This is a genomic window from Methylobacterium currus, assembly GCF_003058325.1.
In the GTDB taxonomy this organism is placed as follows: Bacteria; Pseudomonadota; Alphaproteobacteria; order Rhizobiales; family Beijerinckiaceae; genus Methylobacterium; species Methylobacterium currus.
This window is the reverse complement of record NZ_CP028844.1, coordinates 135210-142500: the sequence shown is the minus strand read 5'-3', so window position 1 is coordinate 142500 and position 7291 is coordinate 135210. Positions and strand designations below refer to the sequence as shown.

The 7291-nt window shown below is 71.8% G+C and carries 7 protein-coding genes (1 of these 7 running past the window's edge); 6 read left to right on the top strand and 1 reads right to left on the bottom strand.

From position 1 onward, the window contains the following. Window positions 1-23 carry the 3' portion of a hypothetical protein gene (locus DA075_RS30740; RefSeq protein WP_099956972.1) on the top strand. It extends 166 nt beyond the left edge of the window, so only the last 23 of its 189 coding nucleotides appear in the window; its start codon lies beyond the left edge, outside the window; the stop codon is at window positions 21-23. Window positions 24-99: 76 nt separating this feature from the next. Here the strand turns inward: DA075_RS30740 and DA075_RS30735 are convergent, their stop codons facing one another. After that, the gene (locus tag DA075_RS30735; RefSeq protein ID WP_099956971.1) at window positions 100-504 is read right to left on the bottom strand and encodes a DUF983 domain-containing protein; all 405 of its coding nucleotides are present in this window, start codon (window positions 502-504) and stop codon (window positions 100-102) included. Window positions 505-674: 170 nt separating this feature from the next. On the opposite strand from DA075_RS30735, the gene DA075_RS30730 reads away from it, so the two are divergent. The 5 genes from DA075_RS30730 (at window position 675) to DA075_RS30710 (ending at window position 7217) form a co-directional block, all read left to right on the top strand. After that, a complete protein-coding gene (locus DA075_RS30730) occupies window positions 675-2099 on the top strand; it encodes an aminotransferase-like domain-containing protein (protein WP_099957538.1) in 1425 nt (474 codons plus the stop codon). Between the two features lie 630 nt (window positions 2100-2729). Further along, complete coding sequence (locus DA075_RS30725; RefSeq protein ID WP_099956970.1) at window positions 2730-3005, top strand: hypothetical protein; 276 nt, start codon at window positions 2730-2732, stop codon at window positions 3003-3005. Between the two features lie 210 nt (window positions 3006-3215). Next, the gene (locus DA075_RS30720; RefSeq protein ID WP_099956969.1) at window positions 3216-5318 is read left to right on the top strand and encodes a caspase family protein; all 2103 of its coding nucleotides are present in this window, start codon (window positions 3216-3218) and stop codon (window positions 5316-5318) included. Then, window positions 5315-6655, top strand: a complete 1341-nt coding sequence (locus DA075_RS30715; RefSeq protein WP_099956968.1) for a hypothetical protein — start codon at window positions 5315-5317, stop codon at window positions 6653-6655. Before DA075_RS30720 ends, DA075_RS30715 begins: the two co-directional genes overlap by 4 nt. 64 nt (window positions 6656-6719) lie before the next feature. Continuing rightward, window positions 6720-7217 (top strand): hypothetical protein, encoded by a 498-nt coding sequence (locus DA075_RS30710; protein WP_099956967.1) that lies wholly within the window; start codon window positions 6720-6722, stop codon window positions 7215-7217. Window positions 7218-7291 lie beyond the last annotated feature (74 nt).

The window sequence follows — 7291 nt, the reverse complement described above, 5'->3', positions numbered from 1 at the left end:
GGCGGTGTGGTTCGAGACTCTGACGCTCTCCTCGCAGGATAACGGCGTAGCGAAAGTCAGCGCCCAGTCGCACGACGAAGACCCGGTGTCGTGCGGCCTCTACGGCTCGGTCTTGGGATCTCGATGCGGCGCGGCGCGGGGCGTAAAACGAACTTCCTCGGCCTTGTTCACGTACTGGCTGGCGATGAAGACGCCCTTCAGCGGCCTGATGACCGGCACGCAGGCCAGCAGCAGGAGCGGAACCGTCACGACGGCATGGACCCAGAGCGGCGGCTCGTAGGTCAGTTCCAGCCAGATGCTGAACGCGGTAACCGGCAGGGCCATCGTCATCATGATGAAGAAGGCCGGCCCATCCGCCGGATCGGCGAAGCCGTAATCGAGCCCGCAGGCCTCGCAGGCTGGCTTCAGGGTGATGAACCCGTCGAACAAGTGTCCCTCGCCGCAGCGGGGGCAGCGGCACCGCAGGCCGACTGACAGGAGCGATCGATCCGTCGAGCTATGCATCGTCCCATTTCCTGAGCCGTTCGCCGCCTCGGCACACGGCGCCCGCCTTGCACCCCCAGAATGTATGGGCTATAAATCCATACATTCGATGGAAAGAAGGCCGTATATACCGTGCATCGCCTTGTTTGCACGGCATATGTCTGCATACACCGCACCAAAAGTATGGGTCAATCATGGAATCATGGAGCCCGACAATCGCCGGTGATGCCGGGCCGAAATATCTGGCCATCCTGCGGGCGCTGGCAGAGGACATTCGCGCCGGCCGTCTCGCTCCGGGCATGCGCCTGCCGCCGCAGCGGGCCCTGGCCAAGCGCCTCGGCGTCGATCTCACCACGGTCACGCGCGCCTTCAACGAGGCGCGGCGGGCGGGTCTGATCGAGGCTGCGGCGGGCCGGGGCAGCTTCGTGCGCGGCCCGGCACCGATCGCCCCGGCAGCCGCGCTTGCGTCGGCAGCGGTGCCTGCGCCGGCACGGGCACCCGCCCCGTCCGAGAGCATCGACTTCAGCATGAACATGCCGCCCCAGCCGGTGGCGGCGCGTCTGGTCGAGCGTCTGGGGTCGGGGCTGGGGCACCTCGCCGGATCGCCCGGCTTCCTCGACCGCCTGCACTACCAGGACAGCGCCGGCAACCTGGCCGACCGGGCGGCGGCGGCGCACTGGCTCGGCCGGCGGCTCGGACCGCTTCCGGTGTCCCGGGTGCTGGTGGCGGGGGGTGCGCAGGCCCTGCTCGCCGCCACGCTCGCCGCCCTCCTCAAGCGGGGCGACGCGCTCTGCGTGCCGTCGCTGACCTATCCGGGGCTGCGCATGGCGGCGGAGCGCCGCGGCGCCCGCCTCGTTCCGGTAGCCTGCGACGCGGATGGGCTCGTCCCGGACGCGTTCCGGGACCTCTGCGAAGCCGAGCGGCCGCGGGCCCTCTACCTGGTCCCGACCCTCGACAACCCGACGACCGTGACGCTGCCTCTGGCGCGTCGCGAGGCCATCGCGGCGATCGCGCGCACCCACGGGGTCACGATCATCGAGGACGACGCCTATGGCGCCCTCCTGCCCGACGCGCCACCTCCCATCGCCGCCCTCGCCGGCGAGATCACGTGGCACATTGCGACCCTGTCCAAATGCGTCAGCCCGGGCCTGCGCATCGCCTACGCGGCAGTGCCGGGAACCGGTGAGGCGGTCCGGCTCGCCGCCGAGCTGCGGGCCCTCAGCCTGATGGCACCGCCGCTGACCGCGGCGCTCGCCTCGCGCTGGATCGTCGAGGGCGAGCTCGACGCGATCGTCGCCGCCATCCGGCAGGAGAACGGCTTGAGGCAGGCGGTCGCCCGCGAGGTCCTGTGGGATCTCGACGTCTGGGCGCATCCGTGCGGGCACCACCTGTGGCTGCGGCTTCCCGAGCCGTGGCGGCGCGGCGAGCTCGGGGCGCATGCCTGGCAGCTGGGACTGTCGGTCATCCTGAGCGACGCCTTCGCGGTCGGCCCCGCCCCCGAGGCCATCCGCGTCTCCCTCGGCGCGGCCCCCGATGCCGAGACCCTGCGCTACGGTCTCAGCCTGCTGGCGACGCTCCTGACCCGTCCGCCCGGCGCGATCTCGACCGTCGTCTGAACCGAGACCTGCGCCTCGCCGGGCCCCAACCGCCCGGCCCGCCACCGGAGCCTCCTGCCCTGGCTGGCGCGCCAGGCGCGGGCGCTCGGGTCAGTCTCCCATCGCCTTTGACATTCTGCGGAGTCCGACCCGCATCACGGCATGCCCGCACCGGCCACGCATCACCAATCGGCCGCGCCATCAGACCATCGACGGTTGACCGACAATCGATCTTCGGATTAAACCGATGCCACTGCCTATTGTCGATCTCTGCAACTGTCGATGATCAGCCGTCATGGCACCTTCAGCGCGACCGTGAGCCGAATAAAAAAACTTCGTCGCTGCTGATCCAGTCGCTGGTCTCGGAACAAGTGAGGGAGCGACGTGGCATGGGCCGATAGTCTCATCATCAGGGCGATCAGGTTTCCGGCTCTGGAACTCGCCGCCCCGTCGCCGAGAGGACCATCGAGAAGGGAGCCGCGACCGCCTGCATGACCCGTTGCCTGCCTGCGCTCCGCATCATCCAGCCAGCATCCCGGCCGGGCGGCCCTCGCAAAAAATTCGCAAGCACGCCGATTCACTCCGGCAAAAGCCGGTCTGTCCTGCCCATGGCCTCGGCAAGGGCGGACAGCGCCCGAACGGAGATGTGCCATGCGACCCACCACGAGACCGCTTCCGATCCTCGCCGCCCTCGCCCTCCTCTGCGGCACGGTCCCGGCCCTCGCGCAGGAACCCGGCGAGGCCGGGGAGCGCCGCGGCAACCAGGAGTTCATCGGCGTCGACCTCGACAATGGCGGAGTCTACTACAACGGCCGCGATTCCGGACGGTACTGCCTCTATCGTACGGTCGAGGTGTTCAACCGCGTCACGGGCTATATCGAGCCGCGGCGGGTGCGCCGGTGCGGGCGCGGCCTCTACCTGCGCTGAGGGAGCCCGCCATGCTGACGACCCTCTCGCCGCTTCACCTCGCCCTTCTCAGCCTCGCCCTCGGGCTGATCGCGAGATAGACGATCGCACCACCATGCAACGGCCGGATCCCGCATCCACGCTCCGGCCGCCTGGGCCGGGAGTTCCGGCCATCACGGGAGCCGATGCCGGGAGGACCGCCTCCCGCCGCAGAGATCAAGGAGACCGCGCATGACCAAGGCCGTGGTGGTGTGGGGGCGCGTCGCCCGCATCGGGCTCGCCCTCCTGGTGCAGGCAGCTTGCCTCGCTCCGGTCGCGGCCCGGGCCGTGCCGGAGGCGCAAGCTCCGGACACCGCTGCCTTCGCCGACAACGCCGATTCGGTCGCCGTGGTGATCGGCAACAGCCGCTACAAGCAGACGGTGCCGGTCGATTACGCGCATCACGACGCCGAGGCGATGCGGTCCTACCTCGTCCAGCGCCTCGGCTACCGCGACGCCAACGTCTTCGTCCTCAAGGACGCGACGCTCAACGAGTTCAACCAGGTCTTCGGCACCGAGCGAAACCCGCAATCGGGCCGGCTGTGGCGCAGCGTGCGCCAGGGGCGCTCGAACGTCTTCGTCTATTACTCGGGCCACGGCGTGCCGGACCTCGCCAGCCGCCAGCCCTTCCTGCTACCGGAAGACGGCAACCCGAACCAGGGCGAGAGCGGCTACGCCCTCGAGACGCTGTACCGCAACCTCGACCTCGTGAAGCGCAAGATCGGATCCGAGCGCCAGCTCGTCGTGATGGTCGACGCCTGCTTCACCGGCGAGACCGGACGCAAGGGCGAGAGCCTGCTCGCCGTCTCCGCCCCCGGCTTCGCCCCGGCCAAGCCGAAGGCCGAGAGCGGCATCGTGCGGCTGGTCGCGACCTCGGGGGCGACGCCGGCGAACTGGGACGAGGCGAACCGCCTCGGCCTCCTCACCAGCCGGTTCCTGATGGGCGTCTCGGGGCTCGCCGACGCGCGCGACCAGCAGGGCGACGGCGACGGGCGGGTGACCTGGGCGGAGCTGAAGGGCTACCTGCGGCGCGAGGTCGAGGAAGCGGCCCGGCGCGCCTCCGGCCGCGAGCAGGTGCCGGAGATCGACGACGCGCCGATCGTGCTCAAGGCCGCGCTGCCCGTGGACGCGGTCGCCAAGGGGGTCGCGACGGTCCGCGACGAGGCGGCGTGGCGGCGCGCCGAGCAGCGCGGGACGCGGGAGGCCTTCGAATCCTATGTCGGCACCTGCGGCGAGGTCTGCGCCTACCGGCCCCAGGCGATGGACCGGCTGCTCGCCGGGCGGCAGCGCGACGCGGCGGCGGTCGACCAGGAGAACTGGGCGAAGTACGGCACGAAACGGCAGTACCAGGCCTATCTCGAGACCTGCACCGACACTTGCGCCTATCGCGGCCTGGCGGAAGGCTATCTCGGCGGCTCCGATCCGAACGGCGACCCGCGGGTGAAGACCTGCGACGCGCTTGCCGCCGGTACCGACGATCCCGACCGACCGAGCGGCGTCGCGGGCGTGAAGTACGGGCGGATCGAGGCCGCGAGCGCGATCGAGGCCTGCCGCGGTGCCTCGGCCGCCTATCCTGCCTTGCGCCGCCTCGCCTACCAGCTCGGCCGGGCCTACGACCGGGCCGACCGGTCGAAGGAGGCGGTCACGGCCTATGACCGGGCGGCCAGGGCCGGCAGCACGGCGGCGATGAACAACCTCGCCACGCTCTACGAGAACGGCCAGGGCGTGAAGCGCTCGCAAGTCGAGGCCTTCCGCCTCTACCGCCAGGCCGGCGAGGCCGGCAACGTGGTGGCGCTGGCGAATGCCGCCCGGATGCTCGAATACGGCAACGGCATCCCGAAGAACGAGGCCGACGCGGTGGCGCTCTACAAGCGCGCCGTGGACGGGGGCGACGTGGCCTCGATCAGCAAGCTCGTGCCGCACTATGCCACCGGCGCCTACGGCTTCCCGAAGGACCTGCACCAGGGCTTCGACCTGTTCCGCAAGGCGGCCGAGAAGGGCGACCCCGTCGCGATGGCGACGATGGCGACCCTGATCGACAACGGCTTCTCCCGCTACTTCCCGGGGGTGAGCGCCGCCGACTTGGTGCTGCGGGCGCTCAAGCGCGGCGAGATCGGCGCCGCCTCGGTCTCGGCCACCGACACCGCGGCGCAGAAGCTGAAGCCCGAGACCATCCGCACCGTCCAGCGCGCGATCAAGCAGGCCGACTTCTATCCGGGTGCGCTCGACGGGCGCTTCAACCCGGTCTTCGTGCGGGCGCTCGACCAATACGCCAAGGCGAACGAGGCGGAATGAGACGCCTTCTCGCCGCGTCGCTCGCCGGGCTCCTGATGGCCCTGCCGGCCCGGGCCGATCCCGGCACCGACGGTCTCGCGCCCTTCCTCGACGCGGTGGTTGCCTGCGCCGGCCGGCCCGGCCTGTCCCTCGCCGTGATCGGTCCCGAGCCCGGCCAGACCGCGTGGTCGCGCGAGCAGGCCGAGGAGGTGCGCCTCGCGGTCGAGAGCCGGTTGCAGGGAACCGGCCGGGTCAAGCTCGCGGCCGCGGCCGACGTGGTGCGGGTGAAGGCCCTGCGCGAGGGCACGACCGGGCTGTCGGGTCCGGAGGCCGAGGCGCAGATCCGCGCCGCCTTCTCGGGGGATGCCAGCGTGTTCCTGGTCGAGCCGCGCCGGGCCGGCGAGACCGCGACGTTCCGGCTCCAGGCGATCACCCGTGCGGCCTCCTGCAAGGCGACGAGCGAGCCCCTGACGGTGCCGATGCGCGTCGGCGCCGGGGTCGCCGACATCGATGCCGAGATGGAGCGGGCCGTGAAGGCCTTCGGGCAGGCGGCACCGAACGTCAGCGCCGTCGAGGTCTGCCCGTTCGAGGCCGAGGGCGGCCACTCGACCTGCGCCGGGGCGCTGACCGACCGCCTGCTGATCGCCCTCGACGCCGAGGCGCGCTCGGCGAACCGCATCCTCAAGGGCGCGCGGCTCGCGGTGCGCCGCCGCCCGCCCGGCACCGCCTGCGCCGGCCCGGTCACGGCCCGCGGGCGCTTCCTCACCGACCGCGAGCGCCGCGCCTGGATGGAGCTGGAATTCCAGCGCGACGGCGCGGTGCTGGCGCCGACCGGGCGGCGGCGCATCGGCATCGAGGGCCTGGGCTGCGACCCGACCCCGCGCCCCTTCCTCGACCACCTGGCGGCGACGGCCCGCACCGATGGCGGCCGCCTCGCGGTCGCCGCCACCGCCACGCCGTTCGCGTCCGGCCAGAGGCTGGAGCTGCGCATCGATTCGAAGGCGCGCCAGAACCTGTATTGCTGGGTGGTCGCCCCGGACGAGACCGCCTTCGTGGCGCTGCCGGTACGCGGCAACGCCGCCTCCCTCGGGCCCCTCGGCCCCGGCGACGTCCGGCGCTACCCGCGCGGCTACGGCCTCGAGGAGATCGTCGCGGGCGAGCCGTTCGAGAATCTCTTCGCCTGTTTCGGCATTCCCGGTGGCCTGCCGCCGGAGCTCGCCGCGCGCTGGCTCTCCGCCGCCCCCGGCATCGAGGGCGAGGCACGCCTGCTGCCGCCGCCCGAGGTCCTCGACCTCGTCGAGAAGATCCGGGCGGTGCCGGGCGTGACCGAGGCGACGGCGCGGATCGTGGTGCGGTGATGGGCGTGACCGAGGCGACGGCGCGGATCGTGGTGCGGTGATGGGGCGTTGCGGAGACCATCGAATGCGAAACCTGATCATGGCCCTCCTCTGCCTCACGGCCGCACCGGCCCACGCCGAGGGTTTCGCACTCCGCGACCTCGCCGCGGTCGCGGCCAGCGCCGGCACCGCCCTGGGATTCGGCTTCGTCTCACGCGCCGCGCCGGAGCGGCTCACCCTGATATGCACGACCTGCGAGGGCGCGCCGATGGTCGACCTGCTGCTCGGCCGCCAGACCGACGGGACCGAGGAGCGGGTGCGCGCCGGCCGGACCTCGATGGCGCAGCTCGAGGCGATCTGCCGGGAGCGGAGCCCCGATTGCCGGTTGTCCGGGCTGTCGGTGGCGCCGGCGGTCGGCTGGGCCACCACCTACGGCGTCGGTTCGAGCGCGGGCGCGACCGCCATCATCCTGCGCGGCGGCGACCTCCTGACGATCCGGGCGCTGGCCGGCAGCCGCGAGGCGGCGGCGCGCCAGGTCGAGATCCTGGCCCGCACGGTCGCGCCGCGCATCGTCGGCCGCTGAGGACGGCCTCGGGATGACGGATGAGCAGACCGGGAGTATCCGATGGGCGACGAACCGGCGCGGGGCTGAAGGCG